Raw genomic sequence first — 24,767 nt, forward strand, 5'->3', positions numbered from 1 at the left:
GCGCATCACTCGTGCTCGGCGCGGTACCTCAGGAACAGCCGGTCGAGCAGAGCCTCGAGGTCGGTGGCGAGCTCGTCGTCCAGGGCGGGGAACGCGAAGGTCGCCCGTCCGGAGCGGCGTGCCAGCAGCGCGGGCGAGGCGGTCGCGAGATCGTCGGGGTAGCGGTCGGCGATGATCAGGTACAGGCCGACGTGCTTCTTGCCGCGCTTGAGAGCCACGAAGTAGTCGTGGCCCTTGGCGCCCGGCCAGCACAGCGACGGGATGCCGTAGATGGTCCCGTCGACAAGATCGGGACGATAGCGGTCGACCACCGCCTGGAGTCGCGCCTCGACCGCCGCCAGGTCCGTCACCGGCGACATTCTGCCCCACCCCCGCGAGTCGGGTCAGGTGCGCGGGCGGTAGTCCAGGCCGGTGCCGGGATAGATCTCGCCCGCCACGCTGCCGTCCTTGGCTCGCAGGATCTCGATCTTGCGGGTGCCGCTCGGGGTCACCATCCGCGCCAGGCCGTGCGGTGTGACCCACCGATAGGCACCCAGGGAGAGCTGGCGGACGTCGTAACCCCGGTGGGTCTTGGCCCGATGGTGCTTGCGGGTCAGGGGCGCGTCGTTGTGGTCGCCCGTCTGGCCGGGTGGGCCACCCGGGTCGTACGGCGTCGCGTGGTCGTGGTCGAGCCGGACCACACCCCGGTTCGTGGAATGCGGGAACACGTCACCGAGGGTGCGCAGCAGGGTGCGCTGCTTGACCGCGGTCGGGTGCTCGTAACCGTTGACCGACTTCGTCACGTCGAGGTCGATCACCGGCTGGACGACCAGGTCGCGACCGTCGAGCAGCTCGCCGAGCTGCTCCAGCAGCATCGGCCCGAGTCCCTCGACCCGGGCCACACCCTGGTCCTGACCGCACAGGACCCGGTCGGTGAGGTGGAGCACGATCTTGGCCGGTCGGCGCGGGCGCTTCGGTGATGGCGCGACGTCGTCGGCCGGCTGTCCGGCCGCGAGCTCGTCGAGGAACGCGACCGCGCGGTGCGGGTCGGTGGTCAGCATCTCGAACGCGGCGAGGCGGCACTCGGCGTGGGTGGGCCGGTTGCCGGCGGCGTCGGGCGGGGTGTTGTCGAAGATCACCTCGGCGAGGTCGTCGACGTTCTCGTCGCACCTGATCGCCGCGCCCGTCGGGACCTTGGCGCTGATCCGTCGGGTGGCCGGCTCGCCCGTGACTTCGTCGACGATCTGTCCGGGGCGGACCTTCGACAGCCACACGCCCGTGCGCTGGGCATCCTCCTCGAGGCGGGCCCGGTGGAGCTCAGGGTCGGCCTCGATGATCTTGGCCTCCGCGATCGCGATCAGCCGCCCCGGGGATTCGTGGACGGCGGCGGTGACGGCCGCATCGACGATCCCGACCCGGTCCCGGTCGAGCCGACGGGCGTCCTTGGCGATCTTGCGGGCCACCCACGCCTCGACCTCGAGCCGCCGCACGGCACCCCAGAGCAGCGGCATCCGGTGTCTGAGGTCGAGGACTGCCGCCACCTCGTTCTCGGTCGCGACCACGCCGGCGCCGCGCGCGATCGCGAGCTCGGCGAAACACAGCTCCGCCACCTCGGGCGTCCCGTCGCCGCCGATCCGCAGCAGCCGGTCTCCGCCCCGCCTCGCCGGCACCGCCCCCGGCAGTGCCTGCGGGTCCGCGGAGTGCAGGTCGCACCAATGAAGCGCGAGCAGCATGTCGGCCACCTCACCGGCGCGCCGCGCCCGCACCCGCTCCTCCACCGCCGCAAGGGTCGCGGCGGGATCGAGGTCGGTCAGGTCGTCGTACTCCATGCCCCAATTGTACTCGCACATCCGTTCGAATGTCGGCATCGCGTTGTGTCCTGGGGATAAGGGCGGCCTCGCACCGGCCTCCGTTGGGTTACGGGGTCTCGAGACGGTCGCCAGGGCGACCTCCTCGACCACCGGGGAAGCCAGGGCGACCTCCTCGACCACCGGGCCTTGGTTTCGAGGCTCGCTTCGCTCGCACCTCTACCAGCGGCCAGCGCGCTTCGCTCGCACCTCAACCAGCGGGCGTACCTATCTGCCCTTGCCGGTCCCAGGCAGCTCGCCGAGATCGGACAGGTCCTCGGACTCGTCGATCACCAGCGCGCTGAAGACGTCGTCGGGTCCCTGGAGGACGGCGAGGATGCCGGGGGCGGCCATTCGCACCACGTCGGCGCGGTCGGCGGAGGCGATCGGTTCCAGCTCGTGGAGGTAGCGCATCGTCGCCATCCCGAAGAGCTGGGAGGCGATCAGCTCCCACTTCATCGCCGACATCGGACGGCCGCCGCGGCGCATGCGGGGCAGGAGCAGGGCGCGGTTCAACCAGCGCAGGATGCGCGGCGCCTCGTCACCGGACTGTGAGGAGCGCGCGACGATCCGCAGCATCCGGGAGCGGGTGCGCGGGTGCTCGCACAGGACGAGGAACCGGCGCACCAGCTGGATGGCGAAGTCTTCGGTCGGGTCCAGGCTGCGCATAGCAGGAGCGATCGTGCCAGCCCGCGCCGTCGCGCGGCGAACGTCAGCGGTTCGCTGAGCGGATCATGCGACGGATCTCACGTGGGAGCGGCCTCGCCAGCAGGATCGGCTCGCCGATCACCCGCCGCGAGGTCACTGCCCAGATCCGGCCGGTGTTGGCCGTCCGACCGCGCGGCAGGAGCCACGGACCCCCGCTCGCACCACCGTTCATGTCGCAGTTGTTCATCGCGGCGTCGGCGCTGTTCTCGAACGGGACCGTGCGTCCGTCGCAACGCTGCGGCGTCTCGCCGTCGTACGGGAACTCCGCGGGCCAGCCCCAGATCCGGGTGCCCCACTGACGCTGGTCCTTGCCCCAGACGACCTCGTTGCCCCCGACCTGGTCCACCAGCCGCCGGCCGTTGCGCTTCTTGAACGAGATGATCGCCTGGTCGAACTTGAAGGACTCGTTCTCGATCCAGCCGGTGAACGCCCAGGCCCCGTTGGCCACCCAGCGTCCGAACGGCGCCGCCCCGTTGCGGTAGCGCGGCACGAACAGCCAGTCGCTGTAGAAGTGCGGATCAGGAGGAAGCAGGATGCCGCCGGGGTTCGGCCCGGTGTGGACGCAGTGACCGGCGGTGATCACCTGGTTGCGCTTCTCGGTCTTGATCGCCGCGGCCGAGCAGACCGCAGCCCCTCCGTCGACGTTGAAGAAGAGCTTGCCCGTGGTCCGCGGCGTCCTCACGCCCGCCCGCTCCGGCGTACGGCGCGGCGCGTCGGCGCCGGCGCCGGACGTGGAGGCGCTCAGGCTCGGGACGAGCTCCTCGATGGGCACCGCGGCCGCCATCCGGGCGCGGGTCCAGTAGCGGCGGACCTCCCGGGCGGTGCGCAGCGGCTCGGGAGCGGCGACGACGCGTCCCGGGTCGGCCGCGGCGACCGTGCCCGGCCGGCCGGGGCCGGCGTCGGGCGGGGTCGGCACCACGCCCGCCAGAGTGACCGAGACCAGCGCGCCGATGGTGAGCGCGGAAAAAGAACGAAAGACCCCCATGCGCGTGAACCTTACCCGCAGGGGGTCCTCAGGAGTCGGTCGTCCGGTAGCTTCCGCGGAAGTACAGCAACGGGCCCTCGGCGTCCTCGCCCGACGTCTCCAGGTGCTCGACGCGCCCGATCACGACGTAGTGGTCGCCGCTCTCGTGGACCTTGTGGATCGTGCAGTCCAGGTGGGCCAGGGAGCCGTCGATCACCGGCGAACCGGTGGCCTCGGCCGGGCTCCAGGCGATGCCGGCGAACTTGTCGGCGCCCTTGGTGGCCATCTGGGCCGACACGTGCTCCTGGTCGGCGGCGAGCACGTTGACGCAGAACCGGCCGCTGCGCTGGATCAGCGGCCACGCCCGGGACGACTTCGCCGGCACGAACAGCACCAGCGGCGGGTCGAGCGAGACGCTCGAGAAGGACTGACAGGTCATGCCGATCGGCTCACCGTTGCTGATCGTGGTGATCACCGTGATCCCGGAGGCGAAGGTGCCGAGCACGTCGCGGAACCGGCGGGCGGCGGCCCGGGCCTCGGGGTCGTCGTGGACCGCGACGTCCTCGCCGGGGCGGAACTCGAAGTCGATCTCGGCGTCGCCGAGCCAGGAGTCGATCAGCGCGGGGTGCGGCCAGGTGTCCCGCGCGTCCGGACTCATGCCCTCGGGGATCTCACCGTCGGGCACCCTGCCGGACGAGGGGGGTGACGACTCCGTGGGCATGCTGGCCACCGTAGCGATCTCAGCTTCCGGCGCCGAAGTCATGGCCCCAGTACGAGACGGCCGTCGACTCGCGGGCGACCCACTTGTGGTCGTCGACGCGCAGGCCCTCCGTGCCGAACTCGACGTCGAAGCCGCCGGGCGACTTCACGTAGAACGAGACCATCTCGTCGTTCATGTGGCGGCCGAGGGTGGCCGACAGCTTGGCGCCGTGCTTGCGGACCCGCTCGAGCGCGCGTCCGACGTGGTCGAGCTCGTCGACCTCGAGCATGATGTGCACGCACTTGGCCGGGTTGGGCATCGGCAGGAACGCCAGCGAGTGGTGCCGCGGGTTCACGCCGAGGAACCGCAGCCAGACCTTGCTGCCGGGCTCCTTGCCGACGAACTCACCCGGCATGCTCATCGAGTCGCGCAGGCGGAAGCCGAGCACCTCGGTGTAGAAGCGCAGCGCCTCGACGTCGTCGAGCACCGGTACGACGATGTGGCCCATGCCCTGATCGGCGGTGACGAACTTCGCGGCGTACGGCGTCACGATCGGTCGCGACTCGTAGGTGATGCCGTGGAAGAGCTCGAAGACGTTGTCCCACGGGTCGCGGAACCGCACCAGCTCCTGGACCCTGCGCTCGTCGAGCTCGTCCTTCGTGCCCTCCTCGAACTCGACGCCGGCCTTCTGCAGGTGCTCGCGAGCCGCCTGCAGAGCCTGGTGGTCGGAGACCTCCCAGCCGGTGCAGGAGAGCTGGTCGACGTCGGACGGGAAGACGACCAGGCGGGCGGAGACCTCGTCGATCCGCCAGTACTGGTGGTCCGGGTTCGGCCCGCGGCCCTCGGCCAGTCCGAGGACCTTGCCGGCGAAGGTCTTCCAGGCGTCCAGGTCGGTGCTGGCGACCCGGACGTAGCCCATGGACTTGATGTCGATCATCGGGGACCTCCGGTGGTTGAGCTTGTCGAAACCCTCTCGACGTGACCCGCGAGGAAGGTCGTGCAGACCTTCGCGAACTCCTCCGCCGCCTCGATCTGAGCCCAGTGGCCGCAGTTGGGGAACACGTGCAGCTGGGCGCGCGGGATCTGCTTGAGCGCGACCAGCGCGCCGTCGAGCGGGTTGACCCGGTCCTCACGTCCCCACGTGAGCAGCGTGTGCTTGCGGATCGCGTGCACCTCGCGCCAGAGCATGCCGTCCTCGGCCCACTCCGGGTTCCAGAACGACGCGCCCATCGAGCGCATCGCCTCCAGGGAGCCGGGGGCGGTCGCGTCGGCGAACCGCTCCTCCACCAGCTCGTCGGTGACCAGGCTCTGGTCGACCACCATGCTGGAGATGAAGGCCCGCAGCCGCTCGCGCGTGGGATCCATGCTGAAGTCCATCAGCCGCTGGACGCCCTCGGTCGGGTCGGCGTGGAAGAGGTTCAGCGACAGGCCGCCGGGACCCATGAGGACGAGCCGACCGACGCGGTCCGGGTAGGACAGCGCGAAGCGGGTGGCCGTTCCTCCGCCGAGGGAGTTGCCGAGGAGGTGCGCCTTCTCGATCTGCAGCTCGTCGAGCAGCTTGACCAAGTAGTCCGCCGAGTGCCGGAAGTAGTTGGCGGTGACCGGCGGCTTGTCGGACTGGCCGAAGCCGGGCTGGTCGACGAGGAGGGTGCGGAAGTTCTCTGCGAACCGCGGCAACGCGGAGCCGAAGTTGCTCCACGCCGACGCACCGGGACCGCCGCCGTGCAGCAGCACGAAGGGAAGTCCGCCGCCGACGTCGGCGCGCGACGGATCTGCAGGGCCCGCCTCGTAGTAGTTGAGGGTGATGTCGCCGGCCTTCGCCGACCGGCGGACACTCTCCTTGTCGAGCGGAGCCTTGGCGGAGGACATCAGTACATCCCGGGATCGACCTTGTGACCGAACTGCTGGGCGCCGTACATCTGGAGCGCCCGCTCCGGGTCGTTGGCCGCGTGCACCCGGCCGGCGTGGGCGTCGCGCCACGCCCGCTGGAGGTAGGTGCCCTCGGACAGCGCCCGGCCACCCGACGCCTCGAACAGCGAGTCGATCGCCTCGATGGCGCGGGTGGTGCCGAGCACCTGGTCGCGCCGGACGCGGAGCCGCAGCTCCAGCGGGATCGTCTCGCCGCGGGCGACGAGGTCCTGCTCCTCGCGGATGTTGTTCATGAGCAGCGCCCAGGCAGCGTCGATCTCCGAGGACGACCGCGCGATGCGGACCGCGGCGAAGGGGTCGAGCGAGGCCTTCTCACCGAGGTACGCCGCACGCACCCGCTTCTGCTGCATCTCGACGTGCTCGGCGTACGCGCCCTTGGCCATCCCGATGATCGGGGTGGCGATGGTGCTGGTGAAGATCGAGTGGAACGGCAGCTTGTAGAGGTCGCTGTCGTTGACCGCCTGGCCGGGGCCCTTGCACTGGCCGGTCTCCCCCATCGAGAGCGTGAACGCCTCGGGGATGAAGGTCTCCTCGACCACGATGTCGTTGGAGCCGGTGCCGCGCAGGCCGACGACGTTCCAGACGTCGACGATCTCGTACTTCTCCCGCGGGACCATGAACGTGCGGAAGTCGACGACCTGGCCCTCCTCGTTGAAGACCAGACCACCGAGCAGCACCCAGGTGCAGTGGTCGCTGCCCGAGGAGAAGCTCCACTTGCCGGAGAGCTTGAAGCCGCCCTCGGTGAGCACCGCCCTGCCGGTCGGGGCGTACGACGAGCTCAACCGCACGCTCTGGTCGTCACCCCACACGGCCTGCTGTGCCTCGTCGTCGAAGAGCGCCACCTGCCACGGGTGCACACCGACGACGCTGGCGACCCAGCCGGTCGACCCGTCGGCCGAGGCGATGTCGCGCACGGCGGTGTAGAAGTCCACCGGGTCGGCCTCGAAGCCGCCGTACCGCTTCGGCTGGAGCAGCCGGAAGAAGCCGGTCTCCTCCAGCTCCTTGATCGACGCTTCCGGCACGACGCGGAGCCGGTCGCCCTCGTCGGCGCGCTCGCGAAAAGTCGGCAGCAGGTCGCGGACGCCGTCCAGGACTGCCTGGACCTCGGGGGTTCGGTTCATCTGGGGAGCTCCTGTCGGAAGTGCGATGTCGTCAATACTAGAACACGTTCTAGTTTCTGCAAAGGACCTGCGTCAGGCGTTGGCGGCCTCGGTGGTCGAGGAGGTCGCGCTGGCGACCGTCTCGAGACCCTTGGCCTTGAGCATCAGCGCGATGTCGATGAGCTGGTCCTCCTGGCCGCCGATCAGCTTGCGGTGGCCGGCCTCCAGCAGGATCTGGGCACCGGAGACGCCGTACCGCTCGGCCGCGTTGCCGGCGTGCTTCAGGAACGAGGAGTAGACGCCGGCGTAGCCCATCATCAGCGTCATCCGATCGAGCTGGCACTCCTCCGGCATGGCCGGCTTGATGACGTCCTCGGACGCGTCGACGATCTTGAGGAAGTCGACGCCGGTGGTCCAGCCGAGCTTGTCGCACACCCCGATGAACGCCTCCAGCGGCGTGTTGCCGGCGCCGGCGCCGAACCGGCGGACGGAGCCGTCGATCTGGGTCGCTCCCGCGCGGGCCGCGATGACGGTGTTGGCGACGCCGAGGCCGAGGTTCTCGTGGCCGTGGAAGCCGACGTCGGCCTGCGAGCCGATCTCGGCGACCACCGCGGAGACCCGGTCGGCGGTCTGCTCCATGATCAAGGCGCCCGCGGAGTCGACGACGTAGACGCACTGGCAGCCGGCGTCGACCATGATCCGCGCCTGCTTCGCCAGCACTTCCGGCGGCTGGGTGTGGCTCATCATCAGGAAGCCGACGGTCTCCAGACCCAGTTCACGGGCCAGCCCGAAGTGCTGGATGGAGACGTCGGCCTCGGTGCAGTGGGTGGCGATCCGGCAGATCTGGCCGCCGTTGTCCTGAGCGGCGCGGATGTCGTCCTTGGTGCCGAGGCCCGGCAGCATCAGGAACGCGATCTTCGCCCGCTTCGCGGTCTCGGCCGCGATCTTGATCAGCTCCTGCTCCGGCGTGCGGGAGAAACCGTAGTTGAAGCTGCTGCCACCGAGACCGTCGCCGTGGGTCACCTCGATGACCGGGATGCCGGACTCGTCGAGGGCCGCGACAATGTCGTGCACCTCCTGCGCGGTGAACTGGTGCCGCTTGTGGTGCGACCCGTCGCGCAGGCAGGTGTCGGTCAGGCGCAGGTCGAGCTTGCCGAACGGCTCGTCACCGTGGGTGCCCGACCAGGTGCGCTCGAGGGCGTTGATGTCGGAGCTGTCGAAGGCAGTCATGTCAGTTGCTCCCAAGGATCGAGCGGGCGATGTGCTGACCGACCTGGGTCGCAGCTGCGGTCATGATGTCGAGGTTCCCGGAGTACGGCGGCAGGTAGTCGCCCGCGCCCTCGACCTCGACGAAGATCGAGACCCGGCGCATCCCCTTCGTGAAATCGGAGGGCCCGTCGAACTGCGGCTCCTGGAGCAGACGGTAGCCCGGGACGTACTCCTGGACGGCCCGCTCCATCTCGTGGATCGACGTTGCGATCGCGTCGGTGTCGGCGTCGGGGTCGACAGCGCAGAAGATCGTGTCGCGCATGATCATCGGCGGCTCGGCCGGGTTGAGGATGATGATCGCCTTCCCGCGCTCGGCGCCACCGATCGACTCCACGCCGGCCGCGGTCGTGCGGGTGAACTCGTCGATGTTGGCGCGGGTGCCCGGGCCGGCGCTGACGCTGGAGACCGAGGCGACGATCTCGGCGTACGACACCGGGGTGACCCGGGAGACCGCCGCCACCATCGGGATGGTGGCCTGGCCGCCGCAGGTGATCATGTTGACGTTCATCGCGGAGACGTGCTCCTCGCCGTTGACCGGCGGGATCACGGCCGGGCCGACGGAGGCGGGCGTCAGGTCGATCGCGCGGATGCCGGCCTCGGCGTAGCGCGGGGCGTACTCCTTGTGGACGTAGGCCGAGGTGGCCTCGAACAGGAGGTCGGGCAGCTCGTCCTGCTTGAGCAGCCAGTCGACGCCCTCGTGCGTGGAGATCAGGCCCTGGTCGGCGGCGAGCTTGAGGCCTTCGCTGGCGGGGTCGACCCCGATCATCCAGCGCGGCTCGATCACGTCACTGCGGAGCAGCTTGTACATCAGGTCGGTGCCGATGTTGCCGGGGCCGACGATGGCGGCGGTGACCCGGCCGCTGGTTGAGCCTGTCGAAACCATGTTCACTCCTCGAACTCCACGACCAGCGGCTCGAAGCCACTGATGGACGCCGCCACCCGGTCACCCGGAGCGAACGGCACGAACGGGCCCAGGGCCCCGGACAGGATCAGGTGACCCGCGCGCAGCGGGTCGCCGAAGCGGCGCGCCTGGACGGCCAGCCATCGCAGCGCCTCGAGCGGGTCGCCGAGGCACGCGGCGCCGGTGCCGGCCGACCGCTCCTCGCCGTTGATGGTCAGCGACATCACCACGTCGCGGGGTTCGAGCTCGTCCAGCTTCCGCCCGTCGCGGCCGACGACGTACAGCCCGCTGGACGCGTTGTCGGCGACCGTGTCGGTGAAGCCGATGTCCCACGCGGCGATCCGCGAGTCGACGATCTCGAGCGCGGGCAGCGCGACGTCGACCGCGGCCCGCACCGCCTCGAGCGTGATGTCGTCCTCGTCGAGGTCGATGTCCTGGGCGAGCACGAAGGCGACCTCGGCCTCGACCCGCGGCTGGAGGAGGGTCCGCATCGAGACCGGCGTCCCCTGGGCGCCGTGGCTGACGTCCATGTCGCTCAGGAGGTAGCCGAAGTCGGGCTGGTCGACCCCGAGCTGGCGCTGCACGGCCTCCGACGTGGCGCCGATCTTGCGGCCGACGACGGTGGCCCCGGCAGCGAGCCGGCCCTGCACCAGTCCCTGCTGGACCGCGTAGGCGGCCGGCAGGTCGTCGGTGCCGATGAGGTCACGCACAGCAGCGCACGGCACCCGGGTCTGCTGCGCTTCGGCCAGGCGCTCCACCGCTGCCGAGATCGCGTCGTGAGAGGTCACGAGGTAGATACTAGAACCTGTTACAGTTTTGTGCCATGACGGGTGGTACGACGGACGCTCCGGCGGGGCTTCCAACTGAGGTCGACGTAGTGGTCGTGGGCGCCGGTGGCGCCGGCATGAGCGCTGCGCTCGCGGCCGGGCGCCGCGGCCTCGACACGATCCTGGTCGAGAAGAGCGCCTACTTCGGCGGTTCGACCGCCCGCAGCGGCGGCGGCGTCTGGATCCCGGGCAACTACGCGCTCGAGGCGGCCGGAGAGGCCGACGACCTCGCGAACTCCAAGCTGTACCTCGACTCCATCGTCGGCGAGGTCGTCTCCAAGGTCCGCCGCGACACGTACATCGACCGGGGCGCCGAGGTGATGGACTTCATCAAGGCCAACACGCCGGTCCGGTTCACCTGGGTGCCGCAGTACGCCGACTACCACCCGGAGGCCCCGGGCGGCCGGGCGCGCGGCCGCACCGTCGAGCCGGTGCCGCTGGACGCCCGCTTCCTCGGTGACGAGCTGAAGCGGCTGCACCCGCCGTACACCAAGGCGCCGGCCAACCTGATCGTCACGCAGGCGATGTACCGCAAGATCAGCCTCGGCCTGCGCACCGCCAAGGGTCCGCTCACGATGATCCTGGTGCTCTTCCGGCGGCTGGTGAGCATGATGCTCGGCCGCAAGATGTTCGCCATGGGCAACGCCATCGCGATCGGCCTCCGCAAGGGCCTCATCGACGCCGACGTCCCCGTGTTCTACGAGCACGCGCTGACCGACCTCCTCCTGGAGGACGGCCGCGTCGTCGGCGTCGTCGTCGAGCACGACGGCGAGCGACACCAGGTCCGGGCCCGGCGGGGCGTGATCCTCGGCAGCGGCGGGTTCGAGCGCAACCCGGAGCTGCGCGCCAAGTTCCTCCCGCAGCCGACGTCCGAGGAATGGTCGACGGGCTCGGCCTTCAACACCGGCGCCGGACTCGAGGCCGGCATCGCCGCCGGCGCGGCCACCGACGTGATGGACGACGCCTGGTGGGGCCCGACGATCCCCCTGCCCAACGGCCCGTGGTTCTGCCTGGCCGAGCGCAACCTTCCGGGGTCGATCATGGTCAACCAGGCCGGGCAGCGCTACATGAACGAGGCGCTCCCCTACGTCGAGGCCGTCCAGGAGATGTACAAGGGCGAGCAGACCGGCGTCGGCCACGTGCCGAGCTGGATGATCATCGACCAGCGCTACCGCAACCGCTACCTGTTCGCGGGGCTCAGCCCACGCCAGCCCTTCCCCGGCCGCTGGTACAAGAACGGCACCATCAAGAAGGCCGCCACCCTCGAGGAGCTGGCCGCCGAGATCGACGTGCCGGCCGACGCGCTGACGGCCACCGTCGAGCGGTTCAACGGCTTCGCTGCCAAGGGCGTCGACGAGGACTTCCACCGCGGCGAGTCGGCGTACGACAAGTACTACTCCGACCCGACCGTCAAGCCGAACCCGTCGCTGCACGTCATCGACCGGGCGCCGTTCTACGCCGTCAAGATCGTGCCGGGCGACCTCGGCACCAAGGGCGGCCTGCTCACCGACGAGCGCGCCCGGGTGGTGCGTCCCGACGGCTCGGTGATCCCCGGCCTGTACGCGGCGGGCAACGTGTCGTCCGCCGTCATGGGCTACACGTACGCCGGCCCGGGCGCGACCATCGGCCCGGCGCTCGTGTTCGGCTACCTTGCCGTCGAAGACCTCGAGGAGAACTGATGCCCATCGACCCGTCCGTCGCGATCGGGGCCGACCTCGGCTCCACCACCTTCTCGTGGACCGAGAGCGACGTGCTGCTCTACCACCTCGGCATCGGCGCCGGGTCCCGCGAGGGCGACAACCTCTCGCCCGACGCACTCCGCTACACCCTCGACGGACCGGCCCTCCAGGTGCTGCCGTCCTTCGGCGTGGTGGTGCCGACCTTCCACGCGACCGACCCGCCGCCGCTCGACCTGCCGGGCTGCGACATCAACCTGGCCCAGGTGGTGCACGGGTCGCAGTCGATCTCCGTCTCCGGTCCGCTGCCGACCTCCGGCACGGCGACCGTCTCGACCACGCTCACCGACGTCTGGGACAAGGGCAAGGCCGCCGTCATCTGGCAGGAGGGCGTGGCCCGCTCCGAGTCGGGCGAGGAGCTGTGGCGCACCACGTCGTCGATCTTCGTCCGCGGCGAGGGCGGCTGGGGCGGCGACCGTGGCTCGGCCGAGCCCGTGGTGGTCCCCGAGCGCGAGGCGGACCTGCTGACGTCGTACGCCGTGACCCCGCAGCAGGCGCTGCTCTACCGCCTCTGCGGCGACCGCAACCCGCTGCACGCCGACCCCGACTTCGCCAAGACGGCCGGCTTCCCGGCGCCGATCCTGCACGGGCTGTGCTCCTACGGCATCGTGCTCCGCGAGCTCACCGACGGGCTGCTCGGCGGCGACGCGATGCAGGTGCGCGGCTTCACCGCCCGGTTCGCGGGCGTCGTCTTCCCCGGCGAGACGATCCGGGTGGCCGGCTGGCGCGAGGCCGACCGGATCATCGCCTCGGCGACCATCGCGGGCGGCGACCGTGACGGGTCGCCGGTCCTCGCCGACTGCGTGCTGACGGTCGCCTGAGCGGAAGAGGGCCCGTCGTCACTCCTCGCCACCCGGGACGACGAGTCCGGACTCGTAGGCCGCGACGACCAGCTGTGTGCGGTCCCGCAGACCGTTGCGGTTCAGCGCCTCGCTGACGTAGCCCTTCACGGTCGTCTCCGCGAGGTGCAGCCGCTCCGCGACCTCGGCGTTCGACAGTCCCTGCGCGACGAGCCGTACGACGTCGACCTGTCGCTCGGTCAGGTGCAGCTGACGCCGCGCCTGACCGCCGGGGGCACGAAGCCGCTGCTCGACGAGACGGCGCGCGATGGTGGGCGCCAGCAACGTGCCGCCGTCGGCGACCGTGCGGATGGCGTGCCAGAGCTCGACCCGCGGAGAGCTCTTGAGGACGAACCCGCTGGCACCCGCGCGGAACGCGTCCAGCACCGCCTCGTCGGTCTCCACCGTGGTGAGCACGAGGACCCGTGCAGCGTCGCCACGCGCCACCAACCGGGTGGTGGCGTCGATGCCGTCGAGGACCGGCATCCGCAGGTCCATGAGCACGACGTTCGGCGACGTGGAGGCCACGCACCGCAGGGCCTCCTCGCCGTCGGCCGCCGACCCCCCCACCTCGAGGTCGTCCGCCGCGGAGACGATCGCGACCAGGCCCTCCCGGACGAGGGTCTCGTCCTCCACGACCACCACGCGGATCACGACGCCCCCACCGGCATCCGGGCGGTGAGGACGAAGGCTCCGTCCCCGTCGCGTCCGGCCTCGAACCGGCCGCCGAGGGCGCTGACCCGCTCGGCGAGGCCGGCCAGGCCGCGCCGTGAGCCGCCGTACGTCGACCGGTGCGACTCGCCGCGGCTGACGACCCGGAGGTCGAGGTCCACCGGCCCGCGCGTGATCTCGACGACGAGCCTCGGTTCGCGGCTGTGACGCAGCGCGTTGGTGAGCCCCTCCTGCACGATCCGGTAGGCGGTGCGGTCGACGTCGCCGGGAAGCCCGGCGAGGTCGCCGTCCATGCGCAGCTCGACGGAGGCGCCGGCGGACCGGGCACCGCCGACGAGCGCCGCGAGCGTCGTGAGGCCCGGCGCCGGCGCGGTCGCGGGCGCGTCGAGCAGCGCGAGGAGCGCGCGGAGCTCGGCGAGCGCGTCGCGGCTGGTCTCTGCGATCGCGACGAACCGTCGCTCGGCTGCGTCCGGGTCGGCGCGGACCGCGGTCGCACCCGCCTCGGCGGTGACCGCGATCAGGGTGACGGCGTGGGAGACGACGTCGTGCAGCTCGTGCGAGAGGCGACGACGCTCGGCATCGACCGCCGCGGCCGCCTCCTTGCGCAGGTCCTCGTTCGCCTGCTCGAGGGACGTCAGCGCGCGACCCCGCCGGTCGAACAGCCAGCCGAGACCCGCCGGGACGACGAGGAAGAGGACCAGGGTCTGCACCACGTTGGAGAGCGAGTCGGACGGGTCCAGCGCGATCGAGACGGTGACCGCGAGGCCGAGCATCGCGCAACCGAGCACCGTGTCCTTCTTGTCGGCGGCCCCGCCGACGGCGAAGGCGGCGACGATGTAGGCGACGAGGATGCCGACCTCGTCCGGAGACTCCGTGACGGCCGACTCCACCGACATCCCGACCGCGACCCAGGCGGCGGCGAGCGCGGGTTGGCGCCGCCGTACGGCGAGGCCGAGCACGGTCAGCACCGCCAGGACCGTCCGCAGGACCATGTCGGCGTCCGACCCGACCGCGGTCTCGACGCCGGCGAGGACCGCGAGCGTCAGGGGTAGCCACAGGTCGGGCAGTCGCAATCTCACGGCGCTGACGCTAGTCCGCACCGGCCGTCCGTCGCCCCCTTCTGAGGAAGGTCGCTCACCTTCTCGAGAAGGACCGCGACCTCCCCTCGCCGGTGCCGCGCCCAGCCGTGCCGTTCCTAGCGTTCCCGGCATCCACTCCCACCGAACGGAGACACCGATGAACATCCTGGCTCGCACCCTGGTTCCGCTCACCGCGGCGATCACGCTGACCCTGTCCGGCTGCGCGGACGACGACGGCGACAGCAAGGCGTCGGCCGCCGCCCGGTCGGACGACGCCCCGAGCGTCGTCGACCCGTCGGGAACGACGGCCGCCCCGACGCCGCTGCCGATCACCGACCACGTCCTGACGGCGGACGCACTTCCGGGTTTCGCGCCGCAGGGCCGGGCCGTCGAGGAGGATCTCGAAGCCTTCGCCGAGGCGCACGAGAAGGACGTCGCAGACCTGCGTCGGAGTGGCTTCGAGGTCGGCACCTCCCTGTTCTTCAGCGGGAAGGGCCAGGACTTCGCAGCCTCGGTAGCCGTCGCGTACACCGACGAGGCAGCGGCGGACGCCGAGGCGGACCGGCTCTTCACGAGCAACACCGAGGGCGACCCCGCGATCACTGTCACACCGCTGGAGGTGCCGGGGATCCCCGGTGTCAAGGCGGCGTCCCTCGACGGAGCCGACGGCGGCACCCAGTACGCCGGCGTCGAGATCGTGTTCGTGGACGGATCGGTCCTCCACGAGCTGTTCGCCGTCGGAGAGGCCGACCGGTTCGATGTGGACGCCGTCATCACCGCCGTCACCGCGCTGTACGAGCGGGTTGCCGGGCACCCGACGTCGTGACGGGGACCCAGGGGGCCACGAGCCGATAGGTTCGCGCCATGTCGGACCTCCTGGCCTCCTGGGCCCTCGGCGAGCACACCGCTGACGACCTCGACGGGGAGTCACTGACCTTCCCGACCTACCGCAAGGGCTCGGGCCCCGGGGTGATCGTCATCCACGAGGTGCCCGGGATGACCCCGCAGTTCATCCGGTTCGCCGAAGAGGTCGTCGCCCCGGGCTTCACCGTCGTCCTCCCCCACCTGTTCGGTACGCCGGGCGCCCCCATCAGTGCCGTCAACGTGCCCACCGTGATCAGCAGGCTGTGCGTCAGCCGAGAGTTCGTCACGCTCGCGACGCGTCGCACCTCCCCTGTCTCGGGCTGGCTCCGGAGCCTGGCTCGCGAGCTGCACGCCGACGTCGGCGGACCGGGCGTCGGGGCGATCGGCATGTGCTTCACCGGCGGTTTCGCCCTCGGGATGATGGTCGACGAGGCGGTCGCGGCGCCGGTGCTGTGCCAGCCGTCCGTGCCCTTCGCGGTCACCCCCGGGCGCGCGCGGGACCTCGGCCTGTCGCCGGCCGACCTCGCCGCGGTCAGGAAGCGCGCGGCGGGCGGGTGCGAGGTGCTCGGGCTCCAGTACGCCGGCGACCCGATGACCGGGAGCCGCTTCGACACCCTCGACCGCGAGCTCGGCGACGCCTTCATCCGCGTCGACTTCAAGGGCCATCGGCACTCCACCGTCACGCTGCACCGCCAGCAGGAGGGCGTCGACCGGGTGCTGAGGTTCCTCAGCGAGAAGCTGCGCTGATCGCGCCGGAACCGATCTCGACCGGGTCGCCGACCGCGATCGGACCGCCCTCGAGCACCCGGAACACCGTGCCTGCCCGGCGCCGCAGGGCCCCCTGGGCGCCGGGGCCGATGGTGTCGTCGAGCAGCTTGCACGGCGCGGCGACCCGCACCGCTTCGAGGACGACGTCCCCGATCCGCAGCCGCGCCCCCGGCTCCCGCGGTACGGCGCCGTGGCTGATGGTGATGTTGCGCCGGGTCAGGTGCGAAGGGACGTCCTGACCGAACACGGTGGCCGCCTCGTCGAGGCTCTCCCTGCTCTGCACCGTGACGTGCCGGTGCTTGGTGCCGTGGTAGCGGTCGCCCACGATGCCCCTCCCGGCCTCGACCTCGACCTGCTCCTTCGGCTGCATCGGCAGCCGGGAGCCCTTGGCGACGTGGATCGCGACGACGGTGGGAGGCACGCGCCGAGTATCCCCGCCGGCGGTCCGGTCCAACCGGTCAGAGCGCCGTGAGCCGCGCAACAGTGTCGAGGTCGCGGATCGCCTGGGCGCTGCGCGCGATCATCGCCGCGAACATGCGGTCACCGCGCTCGGTGGGCGTGCTGCTGTAGGCGCAGCCCAGGACTGCGATCAGCGGTCCCTGGAGCATCGCGAAGCAGTAGTCGTCCCAGCACTCGTCGACCGGGTAGCCCTCGACGCCGAGCGCGACCAGGCGCCGGTGGTAGGACCCGACCAGGTCGCGCTCGTGGCGGCGGCGCAGGTCCGGGGTCAACCCGGTCGAGAGGTTGAACGCCACGTCGCGGATCGGCAGCCCCAACGAGAGGGTCTGCCAGTCGACAGCCCAGACCCGGCCGTCGGGGTGGAACATCAGGTTGTCGAGCCGGTAGTCGCCGTGCACGAGCCCGAACCGGTCGAGGCGGGCGAGCGACCACGCTCCGGCGTACGGCGTCACCGTGCGCAGCACCTCGACGTCGCCGTCGTCCAGGAGGTCACCGAGCCGCGCGACGACCGCGTCGACGGCGCCCGGGAGGATCGCGTCCAGGGTGGCCGAGTCCTCCTCGCTCGGGAGGGTCAGTCCGTCGACGTCGAGGAGGGTGGGGTCCGACCACCGCGGCGCGTGCAGACCGGCGATGTTCTCGACCGCGGCGGCCGCCTGTGCCGGCGTGCATCCGGCGATCTGGTCACCCTGCTCGGCCGGCGCCAGGTCCTCGAGGAGCAGGGTGAACGTGCCGCGCTGCTCGGGGTCCTCGGAGATCGCTGCGTAGTACGCCGCCGGCGCCCGCACCTCGAGCCCGGGCAGGAGGAGCCGGTAGAAGGCGACCTCGATCCCGTAGGACCCGTGCAGGAAGCTGCGGGTCGCGGCATCGGCGGTCGGCAGCTTCGCCAGCACCGTGGGCGGCAGACCGGGGTCGCCGCTGAGCTCGAGGCGGTAGCACGCGCCCATCTGACCGGTGCCGACGGCGGTCGCCGTGACGTCGGAGACCTCGCGGCCGAGTGCCGCGCTGAGCCAGGAGGTCGTCAGCCCGGACGGCAGCGCCACCGGCGCGGGAGCGGTCACGACATCCGGCCCGGGTTGGCGGGGAGCGTCGGCTGCCCGGACCGGCGTGCGGCGGCGTACGCGTCCAGCACGGGGGCGAGCTGGCTCGGAGTGGAGCCGTGCAGGATCACGCTGTCGACGCCGGTCGCGGCGAACGAGTCCGCGACCTGCCGGGCGCACGACGCCGCGGCCCCGGTGATCGCACAGTCGAGCCAGGCCTGGGGGATCACCTTGTCGGCGAGGTACTCGAGCTGGTCGGTCGTCGCGACCGCGTCGAACGCGCCGGAGAACGAGGCGACGAGCGGATCCTCGCGGAAGCGCTGGAGGGCGGCCGGGTCCCAGTGGTTGATGCGGACGAGGAGGTCGCCGTACCCCTGGAGGTACGTCGCGAGCCGGCCCACGGTCTTCTTGAGGACCTGGTCGGCGGGGAGTGAGTCCTCCACGACGGCCGTGCAGGCCCAGATCCGCAGCGCCGCCGGATCCCGGCCGGCCGCCTCGGCGCCGGCCCGCGCGGTGGCCACGCAGCCCGCCACGGCTTCGTCGGTCATGAACGTGTGCAGCACGACGGCGTCGGCGATGCCACCGGCCAGTGCGAGCGCCTTCGGGCCGAGGGCCACCATCAGGACCGGGATGTCCTCGTCGATGTCCTCGTCCATGAGGAACAGGTAGGGATAGGTACCGGACGGCCCGTCGTGGTCGAACCGCTCCCCTGCCCACAGCCGCCGCTGGACGGCGACCGCGTCGCGGAGCTGGGCATTGGTGATCCGGGGCAGCCCGATCAGGTCGAAGAGCGCGTCGAACCCACGGCCCAGGCCGAGCGCGAACCGACCACGCGACATCCGGTGCAGGGTCGTCGCCATCGTGGCGGTGACCAGGGCGTGCCGGGTGTTGTGGTTGGTCGCCGCGGTGGCGATGCCCAGCGTCGTGGTGGCCGCCGCAGCGGCTCCGGACAGCACCGCTGCGTCCTTGAAGTTGAACCGCTCGGACAGGAAGACCGAGCCGAGGCCGATCCGCTCGGCTCGCTGCACCTCGTCGAGCAGCACCCGGGGATCGGCGGCGTGGCCGGCCAGACCGTAGAAACCGAGCTCGGGATAGCTGACAGCTGCAGTCACGGACGGAAGGTATCGCGGGAAATGGCGTCGCACCCCGCGGAGCCGGCGACCTAGGGTAAAGACATGTCCTACCCACCTCCGCTCTACGACGGCGACACCGGTGAGATCTCCGCCTCCGTCCGGCCCGGTGACGCCGAGCCGGACCTGGTCTACCCCAACGGCAACCGGGTCACCTATCTCGCCGCCGGCGCCTCGACGGGTGGCCTGTTCGGGCTCTACAAGTGGGAGTTCTCCGAGGCGGTGAGCGGGCCCGGCGCGCACTTCCACCGCACCATCGCCGAGTCGTTCTACATCCTGACCGGCGAGGTGAAGATCTACGACGGCCGCGACTGGGTGACCGCTTCCTCCGGCGACTTCCTGCACGTGCCGCCGGGCGGCCTGCACGGCTTCCGCAACGAGTCCGGGGCGGAGGCGTCGATGCTGCTGCACTTCGCGCCGGGCGCGCCGCGCGAGGCCTACTTCGAAGGTCTCGACCGGCTCGCCAGGGGCGAGGAGTGGACACCGGACGAGTACGACCGGTTCATGGCCGAGCACGACAACGTCTGGACCGACTGAGCCGGTCTCCGCCGACACCGCCGCCTGTCCGAGCAGGGCCACAGGATGTGTCCCCGCCTGGTGGGTACCGCATGGTCACCGCGCCCGTACCGATGCCAGGAGGCACCATGTCCAGCGACGCCATCGTCCTTCTCAAGCAGGACCACAAGGAGATCCGCCGGCTGTTCCGTGAGTTCCAGCAGGCCGGGGAGGACGCGACAGCCCGCAAGGGCCACCTGGTCGACCAGATCATCGAGCTGCTCACCGTGCACACCTACATCGAGAACGAGGTGATGTACCCGCGCGTGCGGGAGCTGCTGCCCGACCTCGAGGACGACGTGCTCGAGTCCTACGAGGAGCACCACGTCGCCGACCTCCTCGTCGTCGAGCTCGCCGGCATGAAGCCGTCGGCCGAACGCTTCGACGCCAAGACCACGGTCCTCATCGAGAACGTGACCCACCACATCGAGGAGGAGGAGCAGGAGTGGTTCCCCAAGGTCCGCGACGGGCTGGGCCGCAAGGCGCTCCAGGAGATCGGCGCCGACATGATCGAGGCCCGGAAGAAGGCACCGAAGCGCCCCTCCCAGCCGAGCGCGCTGAAGAAGACCGTCGACGCGGTCCTGGCCTGACCGCTACCTGACCAGAGCGCCGGTCAGAGCGGTCGGCGTACGACGACCAGGGCGACGTCATCCTCGACGTTCTCGTCCCCGAGGCCTGCAGCGACGATGTGGCTGCAGGCCGCCTCGGGGTGGTCCCCGGCTGAGAACGCCCGGCGGACCAGGTCGAGCCGGTCGTCGTACGGGTCGGAGACGGGGCCGAGCACGTCGCGCCGCTCGACTAGGCCGTCGGTGAAGAACGCGAGGGCGCTGCCGGGCGGGAGCAGTACCTTCTCGCTCCTTCGCGGCCGGTCCGGGTCCACGCCGAGCAGCAGGCCCTGCGACACGGCCACGGGCTCGGCGACGGGTTGGCCGGCGTAGGCGATCAGTGGTGCCGGGTGGCCGGCGTTGCAGAACATCAGGTGGTCGAAGGGCGGCTCGGTGACGGCGTAGACCAGGGTTGCCGAGATCTCGTTCTCGAAGTGGCAGAGCTTGCGATCGAGCCGGGTGAGCACCTCCGCCGGGTCGTCGTGGTCGAGGGCGTAGGCGCGCAGCGCGCTGCGCAGCCGTCCCATGACGACGGCCGACCGCAGTCCGTGACCCTCAACGTCGCCGAGGACGAACCCGGTCTTGCCGTTGGGCAGCGTGAAGATGTCGTACCAGTCGCCGCCGAGGTCGCCTTCGGCCGGCAGGTAGCGCACGGCGATGTCGAGGCCGGCGACAGCGGGTGGGGAGGCCGGGAGCAGGCTGCGCTGGAGGACCAGTGCCGCGAGGTGGGCGTCGTCCTCGGTGCGCTCGGACAGACGCAGGCCGATCTCTGCCGCGGAGCGCGCCAGCTGCTCGGCGTCTCGGGCAGTGAACGAGCGGTTCGCGATGCTGCCGACGTGGAGGACTCCCACCAGGTCGTCCTTGCCGAAGACCGGGACGCCGAGCAACCGCTGCACGCCGAAGTCGCGCAGGATCGGGTTGAGCACCGAGAGCTCGTTGACCTCGTCCACGAAGACCGCTTCGCGCCGCTCGGCGACCTGACCGGCGAAGCCGTCGCCGATCCGCAGGTGCGGCGCGCCACGCCACCGGCGCCCCAGCCCCGCCGAGGCCGCAGGCTCCAGCACGCTGCCCGTCTCGTCGAGGAGCAGGAGGGTCGCAGTGTCGGAGCCCATCACATGACGGACCTTCTCGATCATCTGCTGGACCGGGCCCAGGTCCACGCTCACTACAGTGCCGCCTCACGGTCGATCGAACCCGAGGCCGGCTTCTTGGGCCCTGGTACGCCATCCTTTCACAGCCCCGCCGTGCTCGGGCTACCGTGGCGAGATGGCGCGCTACGAGGTGAACGACGCGGCAGTGGCGAAGGCACGGTCACTCATCGAGGGCCGGCAGTACGTCTTCGACAGCGACTGGGGCGAGGTGCAGCCGGACGCGGAGGCCGGCAACGCCTTCCTCGAGCGCAACTCGTGGGAGGAGTACGCCGCCTGGCACCTCGGCCTGACCGTCGGCGCCAACGACGAGACCAAGGCTCGGCACGCGTTCGTGTACGGCGACTTCCGGCGGGTCCATCGCTCCGGCCTCATCGCGTGCGTCTACCGTGCGGCCGAGTGGCGGCACAAGAAGGTCGAGCTCGCAGCCCACGAGCTGCTGCAGCTGCTGGACCGGACCGCCGGCATCGAGTGACGCGGTGTCGCGCAGCTCCCCGGGTCAGCTGCGCCGTCTCCAGAGCCAGACACCGACCCCCACCAGCACTACGGAGGCAGCGAGGACCGGCACGCTCGCCGGCAGCGCGCGGGCGCGGTCCTTGGCGCGTGCCTTGACGTCGAACTTGTAGCTGAGCGCTTCGACCGTGTCCCCCACGGAACGGCGCAGCTCGTGGATCTCTGCCTCGAGCTCGGACTTCGACGGGCTGTGCTCAATGCTCACGGTGGCGGGCCTCCTGGACCTCGGCGATGTCGGCCTTCACGTTCCGGATGGCGGCCTCCGGCACCGGCGGCGTGCCGTCTGCGACCTGGTTGCGGCCATGCAGCGCGGCGACGCCGGCGGACGCGAACAGGACCGCGGCGACGATGAGCGCCGCCGCCCACGCCGGCAGGACCAGCGCGAGTGCGAGCACTGCCGCCGCCACCAGCGTGCCGAACCCGAACCACGCCAGGACGCCGGCGGCTCCGAACAGCCCGGCCCCGACGCCGACGCGCTTGGCGTGCTCGCCGAGCTCGACCTTCGCGAGCGCGATCTCGTCGCGGATCAGCTGGGAGCCGTCGTTGCTGAGTCGCGCCAGCAGCTCCCCGGCCGTGGCATCGGTGCTGCTCGTCGATCGGGCCATGGTCCACCTCCAGCTATCTGTTCGACGGCCTGTACCCACTCGCGCACGGTGAAACCGGAACCGCTGACCGGCTTCCACTCACGGGTCGGAGCGGTCGGGCGTCTGGGTGCTCTCGCGCCGGGTGCCCTCGGGGTCGTCGACCCGCTCGTCCGACTCCGCGAGGATGGCCTCGGCCTGCGCCGTCGGGTCGTCGCTCCCCGCCTCGGTCTCCTCGGGCAGCAGCTCGGCCCGGCTCGCGATCCGGTCGTCGTCCTCCGGTGTGTGACTCATGGAGGCGTCGTACCCGTTGGTCGTCCCGGCATCCCTCACCGAGACGGGCCGGTAAACCGATCGCGGCGGTCACGCGTGTCACAGGTGGAGGACCTTCGATGAGAAGCAACGAGCCAGCAGACCTGAACCGTCTCCTGCTCGATACCGTCAGCGACATCGAGCCGCGCTCGCGCATCGAGGCGATCCGTTCCCGCATCACCCCTAAGGAGTCTCCGATGGCCATCACCCGAACCTGGATCCTCGGCACGATCGGTGCCGCCGCCGCCACTGCCGCCGTGATCACGGGGGTGGTCGTGGTCAGCAACAACAACAGCGACTCGTCGTCCGACGCGGACCGGGACCCGGCCGCTCCGAGCGCGACTGCGACGGACGACCCGTCCTCGACCGACCCGTCGGAGACCTCGGGGACGTCGACCCCGCCGGTCACCGAGGACACGCTGCCTGTCTACTGGGTCGGCGAGACCGCCCGTGGCCTCGGGCTCTACCGCGAGTGGACCCGCGTGGCCTCCGCCGACCCGCTGGTCGGCGCGCTCACCCAGGCCCTCGACGAGGTGCCGCTGGACCCCGACTACCGGAGCGGCTGGCCCGACGCCGCGGGCCTGGCGGCCGCGTCGTACGACGGGACCGAGGTGATCACCATCGACCTCACCGGTGACATCCACGACCTGCCGGCCGACATGTCCGAGGAGCAGGCGCAGGTCGCGCTCGAGCAGCTGATCTTCACTGCCCAGGCCGTGGTCGGCGAGGGCCGGAAGCCGGTGCAGTTCCTCCTGGACGGATCGCACAGCGACCAGGTGCTCGGACAACCCACCTCCGAGCCGCTGGCGAACGGACCCCTCTTCGACACGCTCTCGTTGGTCAACCTCGACTCCCCCGCCGAAGGTGACGTCGTCACCGGCGACACCCTCGAGGTGAGCGGCGTCGCCAACTCGTTCGAGGCGAACGTGATCGTCAAGCTGCAGCGCTACGAGGGGAACGCCATCGTCTTCCAGGAAGGCGTGACCGCCGAGGGTTGGATGGAGGAGAAGCTGTTCCCGTTCACCGGGTCGTTCGACATCTCCGACGTCGAGCCCGGGCAGTACCTCCTCAGCGCCAGCACCGACGACCCCTCGGGTGGTGCCGAGGGCTTCGGCGCCGACACCGACACCAAGCTGATCACCATCGAGTGACCTCGACGACGGCGCCGTACGCGAGAGAAGAACCGTCTGCATCTCGTCGGATGGGGTAATTCCCCGTCTCACCCGTCCGTCGAGCGGGTACGGCAGGCCTCGGGGCAGGTCCGAGCTCGACCTGAACGTCCCCGCGGAGCCTGCCATGACTGATCCAGCACCCAGCGTGCTGAACGACCGCTACGAGCTCCACGGCCTCATCGGCCGGGGTGGGATGGCGGAGGTCTACCGAGGCTTCGACCGGCTGCTGAGCCGCGAGGTCGCGGTGAAGGTGATGCTGACGGCGCTCCAGAGCGACGTGGACCGACGACGGTTCGAGTCGGAGACGCAGCTGTTGGCGAGCCTGAACGACCCCCACCTGGTGACGCTGCTCGACGCCGGCGTCGACGAGGCCGGCGGGTCGCCCCGCCCGTGGCTGGTGATGGAGCTGGTCGCCGGCCCGACGCTGGCCAGCCGGCTCGCGGAGGGGCCGTTGCCGGCCGACCAGGTGGCCGCCGTCGGAGCGGACCTGGCGTCCGCACTGGCACACGTGCACGCCAGCGGCATCGTGCATCGCGACGTGAAGCCGGCCAACGTGTTGCTGACCCCGACCGGCGGGGCGAAGCTGGCCGACTTCGGCGTCGCCCGGCTGATGGACGAGCAGTCCGACCTCACCCTGACCGGCCACACCATCGGCACCGCTGCCTACCTAGCGCCCGAGCAGGTCACCGGCCGGCCGGTCAGCGGCGCCAGCGACGTGTACGCCCTCGGTCTGGTCCTGCTGGAGGCGCTCACCGGCCAGCGGACCTTCGTCGGCACCCCGACCGAGGCGGCGATCGCCCGGATCCATCGCGGACCGCTCATCCCGGTCTCACTCGGCGCGGGCTGGGTCCAGCTGCTCGACGCGATGACGGCCAGCGACCCGGCAGGGCGTCCGGGCGCCGACCAGGTCGCTGCCCAGCTGGCGGCTGTGGTCGGCGTGCCCGCCGGCGCGCCCGTCGCCGCGCCCGTCGACCTCGACCCCACCGGGACGATGGCGGTCCCGGCCGTCGCCGCCGTCGCGGCCGGGGGACCCTCGGCGAGGACCCGAGGGGTTCTCCTGGTCGGCGCCGCGG

The 24,767-nt window shown here is 71.1% G+C and carries 29 protein-coding genes; 9 read left to right on the top strand and 20 right to left on the bottom strand.

Annotated elements, in window-relative coordinates; genetic code table 11:
• Nucleotides 1-5: 5 nt before the first annotated feature.
• The 11 genes from H0488_RS04955 to H0488_RS05005 form a co-directional block, all read right to left on the bottom strand.
• The gene (locus H0488_RS04955) at nucleotides 6-350 is read right to left on the bottom strand and encodes a hypothetical protein (RefSeq protein WP_183098179.1); all 345 of its coding nucleotides are present in this window, start codon (nucleotides 348-350) and stop codon (nucleotides 6-8) included.
• 33 nt (nucleotides 351-383) lie between these two features.
• Nucleotides 384-1,808, bottom strand: coding sequence for a hypothetical protein (locus tag H0488_RS04960; RefSeq protein ID WP_183098180.1), 1,425 nt, complete (start codon nucleotides 1,806-1,808; stop codon nucleotides 384-386).
• A gap of 246 nt (nucleotides 1,809-2,054) precedes the next feature.
• Nucleotides 2,055-2,495 (bottom strand): TetR/AcrR family transcriptional regulator, encoded by a 441-nt coding sequence (locus H0488_RS04965; protein WP_183098181.1) that lies wholly within the window; start codon nucleotides 2,493-2,495, stop codon nucleotides 2,055-2,057.
• 43 nt (nucleotides 2,496-2,538) lie between these two features.
• Complete coding sequence (locus H0488_RS04970) at nucleotides 2,539-3,519, bottom strand: trypsin-like serine peptidase (protein WP_183098182.1); 981 nt, start codon at nucleotides 3,517-3,519, stop codon at nucleotides 2,539-2,541.
• A gap of 28 nt (nucleotides 3,520-3,547) precedes the next feature.
• Nucleotides 3,548-4,219, bottom strand: a complete 672-nt coding sequence (locus H0488_RS04975) for a flavin reductase family protein (protein ID WP_246371467.1) — start codon at nucleotides 4,217-4,219, stop codon at nucleotides 3,548-3,550.
• Nucleotides 4,220-4,238: 19 nt separating this feature from the next.
• The gene (hsaC, locus tag H0488_RS04980; protein ID WP_183098183.1) at nucleotides 4,239-5,135 is read right to left on the bottom strand and encodes an iron-dependent extradiol dioxygenase HsaC; all 897 of its coding nucleotides are present in this window, start codon (nucleotides 5,133-5,135) and stop codon (nucleotides 4,239-4,241) included.
• Nucleotides 5,132-6,067: a 4,5:9,10-diseco-3-hydroxy-5,9,17-trioxoandrosta-1(10),2-diene-4-oate hydrolase gene (gene hsaD / locus H0488_RS04985; RefSeq protein WP_183098184.1), complete on the bottom strand. Its 936-nt coding sequence runs from the start codon at nucleotides 6,065-6,067 to the stop codon at nucleotides 5,132-5,134. Before hsaD ends, hsaC begins: the two co-directional genes overlap by 4 nt.
• Nucleotides 6,067-7,248: a 3-hydroxy-9,10-secoandrosta-1,3,5(10)-triene-9,17-dione monooxygenase oxygenase subunit gene (gene hsaA, locus H0488_RS04990; protein WP_183098185.1), complete on the bottom strand. Its 1,182-nt coding sequence runs from the start codon at nucleotides 7,246-7,248 to the stop codon at nucleotides 6,067-6,069. Before hsaA ends, hsaD begins: the two co-directional genes overlap by 1 nt.
• A 72-nt stretch (nucleotides 7,249-7,320) precedes the next feature.
• Nucleotides 7,321-8,457 (bottom strand): 4-hydroxy-2-oxovalerate aldolase, encoded by a 1,137-nt coding sequence (dmpG, locus tag H0488_RS04995; RefSeq protein ID WP_183098186.1) that lies wholly within the window; start codon nucleotides 8,455-8,457, stop codon nucleotides 7,321-7,323.
• A 1-nt stretch (nucleotide 8,458) separates the two neighbouring features.
• Nucleotides 8,459-9,379, bottom strand: coding sequence for an acetaldehyde dehydrogenase (acetylating) (locus tag H0488_RS05000; protein WP_183098187.1), 921 nt, complete (start codon nucleotides 9,377-9,379; stop codon nucleotides 8,459-8,461).
• Nucleotides 9,380-9,381: 2 nt separating this feature from the next.
• A complete protein-coding gene (locus H0488_RS05005) occupies nucleotides 9,382-10,185 on the bottom strand; it encodes a 2-keto-4-pentenoate hydratase (RefSeq protein ID WP_312856222.1) in 804 nt (267 codons plus the stop codon).
• A 35-nt stretch (nucleotides 10,186-10,220) separates the two neighbouring features.
• Between H0488_RS05005 and kstD the strand changes: the two genes are divergently transcribed.
• A complete protein-coding gene (gene kstD, locus H0488_RS05010; protein ID WP_183098188.1) occupies nucleotides 10,221-11,903 on the top strand; it encodes a 3-oxosteroid 1-dehydrogenase in 1,683 nt (560 codons plus the stop codon).
• Nucleotides 11,903-12,781, top strand: a complete 879-nt coding sequence (chsH3, locus tag H0488_RS05015) for an enoyl-CoA hydratase ChsH3 (RefSeq protein WP_183098189.1) — start codon at nucleotides 11,903-11,905, stop codon at nucleotides 12,779-12,781. Before kstD ends, chsH3 begins: the two co-directional genes overlap by 1 nt.
• An 18-nt stretch (nucleotides 12,782-12,799) precedes the next feature.
• On the opposite strand, the gene H0488_RS24940 is transcribed toward chsH3, so the two are convergent.
• Together H0488_RS24940 and H0488_RS05025 are read right to left on the bottom strand one after the other, a co-directional pair.
• On the bottom strand, nucleotides 12,800-13,453 hold the full coding sequence (locus H0488_RS24940) for a response regulator transcription factor (protein ID WP_183098190.1): 654 nt from the start codon (nucleotides 13,451-13,453) through the stop codon (nucleotides 12,800-12,802).
• The gene (locus H0488_RS05025; RefSeq protein ID WP_183098191.1) at nucleotides 13,450-14,550 is read right to left on the bottom strand and encodes a sensor histidine kinase; all 1,101 of its coding nucleotides are present in this window, start codon (nucleotides 14,548-14,550) and stop codon (nucleotides 13,450-13,452) included. Before H0488_RS05025 ends, H0488_RS24940 begins: the two co-directional genes overlap by 4 nt.
• 157 nt (nucleotides 14,551-14,707) lie before the next feature.
• Between H0488_RS05025 and H0488_RS05030 the strand changes: the two genes are divergently transcribed.
• Both H0488_RS05030 and H0488_RS05035 read left to right on the top strand, forming a co-directional pair.
• Complete coding sequence (locus tag H0488_RS05030) at nucleotides 14,708-15,376, top strand: hypothetical protein (protein ID WP_183098192.1); 669 nt, start codon at nucleotides 14,708-14,710, stop codon at nucleotides 15,374-15,376.
• Between the two features lie 38 nt (nucleotides 15,377-15,414).
• On the top strand, nucleotides 15,415-16,161 hold the full coding sequence (locus H0488_RS05035; RefSeq protein WP_183098193.1) for a dienelactone hydrolase family protein: 747 nt from the start codon (nucleotides 15,415-15,417) through the stop codon (nucleotides 16,159-16,161).
• Here the strand turns inward: H0488_RS05035 and H0488_RS05040 are convergent.
• The 3 genes from H0488_RS05040 to H0488_RS05050 are packed head-to-tail and all read right to left on the bottom strand — an operon-like array spanning nucleotide 16,142 to nucleotide 18,790.
• Nucleotides 16,142-16,603: an MOSC domain-containing protein gene (locus tag H0488_RS05040; protein ID WP_220794208.1), complete on the bottom strand. Its 462-nt coding sequence runs from the start codon at nucleotides 16,601-16,603 to the stop codon at nucleotides 16,142-16,144. The two genes, H0488_RS05035 and H0488_RS05040, sit on opposite strands and share 20 nt — an antisense overlap.
• 37 nt (nucleotides 16,604-16,640) lie before the next feature.
• The gene (locus H0488_RS05045) at nucleotides 16,641-17,699 is read right to left on the bottom strand and encodes a phosphotransferase family protein (RefSeq protein WP_220794209.1); all 1,059 of its coding nucleotides are present in this window, start codon (nucleotides 17,697-17,699) and stop codon (nucleotides 16,641-16,643) included.
• The gene (locus H0488_RS05050) at nucleotides 17,696-18,790 is read right to left on the bottom strand and encodes a TIGR03857 family LLM class F420-dependent oxidoreductase (protein WP_183098194.1); all 1,095 of its coding nucleotides are present in this window, start codon (nucleotides 18,788-18,790) and stop codon (nucleotides 17,696-17,698) included. Before H0488_RS05050 ends, H0488_RS05045 begins: the two co-directional genes overlap by 4 nt.
• Nucleotides 18,791-18,853: 63 nt before the next feature.
• On the opposite strand from H0488_RS05050, the gene H0488_RS05055 reads away from it, so the two are divergent.
• Together H0488_RS05055 and H0488_RS05060 are read left to right on the top strand one after the other, a co-directional pair.
• Nucleotides 18,854-19,345 carry a cupin domain-containing protein gene (locus H0488_RS05055; RefSeq protein ID WP_183098195.1) on the top strand — a complete coding sequence of 164 codons (492 nt, stop codon included), beginning with the start codon at nucleotides 18,854-18,856 and terminating at the stop codon, nucleotides 19,343-19,345.
• Between the two features lie 107 nt (nucleotides 19,346-19,452).
• Nucleotides 19,453-19,953, top strand: coding sequence for a hemerythrin domain-containing protein (locus H0488_RS05060; protein ID WP_183098196.1), 501 nt, complete (start codon nucleotides 19,453-19,455; stop codon nucleotides 19,951-19,953).
• Between the two features lie 23 nt (nucleotides 19,954-19,976).
• On the opposite strand, the gene H0488_RS05065 is transcribed toward H0488_RS05060, so the two are convergent.
• Nucleotides 19,977-21,128 (bottom strand): PP2C family protein-serine/threonine phosphatase, encoded by a 1,152-nt coding sequence (locus tag H0488_RS05065; protein ID WP_183098197.1) that lies wholly within the window; start codon nucleotides 21,126-21,128, stop codon nucleotides 19,977-19,979.
• A gap of 106 nt (nucleotides 21,129-21,234) precedes the next feature.
• On the opposite strand from H0488_RS05065, the gene H0488_RS05070 reads away from it, so the two are divergent.
• Nucleotides 21,235-21,591 carry a hypothetical protein gene (locus H0488_RS05070; RefSeq protein WP_183098198.1) on the top strand — a complete coding sequence of 119 codons (357 nt, stop codon included), beginning with the start codon at nucleotides 21,235-21,237 and terminating at the stop codon, nucleotides 21,589-21,591.
• A 24-nt stretch (nucleotides 21,592-21,615) separates the two neighbouring features.
• Here the strand turns inward: H0488_RS05070 and H0488_RS05075 are convergent, their stop codons facing one another.
• From H0488_RS05075 to H0488_RS05085, 3 genes are all read right to left on the bottom strand, one after another.
• On the bottom strand, nucleotides 21,616-21,834 hold the full coding sequence (locus H0488_RS05075) for a DUF3618 domain-containing protein (RefSeq protein WP_183098199.1): 219 nt from the start codon (nucleotides 21,832-21,834) through the stop codon (nucleotides 21,616-21,618).
• Nucleotides 21,824-22,234 (bottom strand): phage holin family protein, encoded by a 411-nt coding sequence (locus H0488_RS05080; RefSeq protein ID WP_183098200.1) that lies wholly within the window; start codon nucleotides 22,232-22,234, stop codon nucleotides 21,824-21,826. Before H0488_RS05080 ends, H0488_RS05075 begins: the two co-directional genes overlap by 11 nt.
• A gap of 78 nt (nucleotides 22,235-22,312) precedes the next feature.
• Complete coding sequence (locus tag H0488_RS05085; RefSeq protein WP_183098201.1) at nucleotides 22,313-22,504, bottom strand: hypothetical protein; 192 nt, start codon at nucleotides 22,502-22,504, stop codon at nucleotides 22,313-22,315.
• 215 nt (nucleotides 22,505-22,719) lie between these two features.
• Between H0488_RS05085 and H0488_RS05090 the strand changes: the two genes are divergently transcribed.
• A complete protein-coding gene (locus H0488_RS05090; protein WP_183098202.1) occupies nucleotides 22,720-23,673 on the top strand; it encodes a Gmad2 immunoglobulin-like domain-containing protein in 954 nt (317 codons plus the stop codon).
• A 145-nt stretch (nucleotides 23,674-23,818) separates the two neighbouring features.
• A partial coding sequence (locus H0488_RS05095; protein WP_183098203.1) for a serine/threonine-protein kinase occupies nucleotides 23,819-24,767 on the top strand: 949 nt, incomplete at its 3' end.

It is taken from the genome of Nocardioides pelophilus (assembly GCF_014180685.1).
Lineage (GTDB): Bacteria > Actinomycetota > Actinomycetes > Propionibacteriales > Nocardioidaceae > Nocardioides > Nocardioides pelophilus.